Raw genomic sequence first — 1,937 nt, 5'->3', positions numbered from 1 at the left:
AGCGAAGCTGTTTTGCGGAATATCGATTATTAAAGATATTTTTGATTGCATTAACATATAGAAAGGTGGTTGGGATATGAAGCAGCCAGATCGACTTCAGAAATGGATCGAGCAGGGAAATGTGAACATTTCCCAGCTTTTTTTTCAATTTTATAAGGAATTGAAGATTTCGGATGAAGAAGCAATGCTGTTGATGCATGTCCATGCATTCCAGCAGGCGGGGAACCCGTTTCCTACTCCCGATGAAATCGGAGCACGCATGATGTGCTCTCAAAAAAGCGTAACAACGATGCTGCAGAAATTGATGCAGCAAGGATTTATTGCCATACAACAGGATACGGTCAACGACATCCTGACAGAAAGCATTTCACTGTTGCCTTTATGGAACCGGCTCATGGATTGTGTCGACCAGGAAGTCTATTACGAAAAAGTGGACTCGCAAAAAGAAATGGAAGGCCAGGTATTCCAGTTATTTGAGCAGGAGTTCGGACGGTTCCTGTCGCCGATGGAAATTGAGACGATTTCCATGTGGATGGACCAGGACGGGCATACGCCGGCCGTCATCCGAATGGCTTTGAAAGAAGCGGTGATTTCGCAGAAGATGAGTTTACGCTATGTTGATCGCATCCTGTTTGAATGGAAGAAAAAGAACATCCGCACTTCCTCGGAAGTCACAAAACATGCGGCAACGTTCAGGGAAAAAAATATCCAGATTCAGCCTGTAGCGGATAATACCGCGAAAAAAGTGAAATTTTATAATTGGCTGGAAGACCGGAATTAGAAGGTGATATGAATGATGTCAAAGAAGGAATGGCAATTATGCCTGGAGGAAATGGACAATATGTTTCCGGATGCCCATTGTGAACTGGTGCACCGGAATCCGTTTGATCTTTTGATTGCGACGTTGCTGTCCGCACAATGCACGGATAAACTGGTCAACAGGGTGACAGCCGATCTTTTTCAAAAATATCATACTCCTGAAGATTATGTTTCTGTGCCTCTTGAAGAATTGATGGACGACATCCGTTCAATTGGTCTATTCCGGAATAAAGCCAAGAACATCCAGGCACTCAGCCATATTCTGATTGAACAGTTCAACAGCGAAGTGCCGGCTGACAGGGATCTTCTCACAACATTGCCGGGAGTCGGACGAAAGACGGCAAACGTGGTCGTTTCTGTTGCATTCGGAATTCCGGCACTGGCGGTCGATACCCATGTTGAGCGTGTGGCAAAACGCCTGGGATTGAATCGCTGGAAAGATACACCTCTGCAGGTGGAAGAGGCGATCATGAAGAAAACCCCTGCGGAAGACTGGTCAAAAACGCATCATCAGATCATTTTCTTTGGGCGCTACCATTGCAAATCGCAAAATCCCGGCTGCCACATCTGTCCATTATTCGACAGATGCCGCGAAGGGAAGAAACGCGAGAAAAAAGGGCTGGTAAAACGTGAACACGTTACGGAAGTCAATTGAAAATGAAAAGATCACTCCTTATTTCGTTTCATGGTCTCAGCTCGAGCAGGAAATCAGTTTGCTTTTTGGAAATAAAACGGGCAATACTGAAGCGAAAATGAAAGAGGGAATCTCATTATATAAAGCTTTATTGGCCCAATGCAGTACGGAAGAGGAGCGTTTGGAGCCTTTAAATAATGCCGAGCGGCTGAAGTTCATTGAAGAAAATTTTGCCACTTATGCGGCCTTCCGTCAGCTCCAGGAATTATTTAAGGAAATGCAAAAGAAAATTGCTTCAAAACGGGTAATTCTTGGAAAACCATGATCAAATCAAAAATCCCCTTAAGCGAAAATCGCTTAAGGGGATTTTTTGTGGAAGCATTAATGGAATTTATTCATTGCCATCATTGTCTTCCTCGTTGTTTCTGTTTCCATCGTTATTTCCGTTGTTGCCATTATTGCCATTACCGTTGCCATTGCCATT

3 protein-coding genes are annotated in these 1,937 nt (G+C 44.0%); all 3 read left to right on the top strand.

Annotated elements, in window-relative coordinates; genetic code table 11:
* The first annotated feature begins 76 nt into the window (after nucleotides 1-76).
* The 3 genes from KW93_RS00750 to KW93_RS00740 are packed head-to-tail and all read left to right on the top strand — an operon-like array spanning nucleotide 77 to nucleotide 1,778.
* Entirely contained in the window at nucleotides 77-781 is a 705-nt protein-coding gene (locus tag KW93_RS00750) for a DnaD domain-containing protein (RefSeq protein ID WP_033541039.1), read from the top strand.
* Nucleotides 782-793: 12 nt separating this feature from the next.
* Entirely contained in the window at nucleotides 794-1,474 is a 681-nt protein-coding gene (nth, locus tag KW93_RS00745; protein WP_033541038.1) for an endonuclease III, read from the top strand.
* On the top strand, nucleotides 1,449-1,778 hold the full coding sequence (locus tag KW93_RS00740) for a YpoC family protein (RefSeq protein WP_052131402.1): 330 nt from the start codon (nucleotides 1,449-1,451) through the stop codon (nucleotides 1,776-1,778). The genes nth and KW93_RS00740 overlap by 26 nt, the downstream gene beginning before the upstream one ends.
* Nucleotides 1,779-1,937: the final 159 nt, after the last annotated feature.

Origin of the sequence: Planococcus sp. CAU13, assembly GCF_000775575.1 — a bacterium.
GTDB lineage: Bacteria > Bacillota > Bacilli > Bacillales_A > Planococcaceae > Planococcus.
This window is presented reverse-complemented; position numbering and strand designations above follow the sequence as displayed.

What these genes read in the sequence shown, in the direction of transcription:
- KW93_RS00750 (WP_033541039.1), top strand. Translation starts at nt 77, where the DNA reads ATGAAGCAGCCAGATCGACTTCAGAAATGGATCGAGCAGGGAAATGTG.
- nth (WP_033541038.1), top strand. Translation starts at nt 794, where the DNA reads ATGATGTCAAAGAAGGAATGGCAATTATGCCTGGAGGAAATGGACAAT.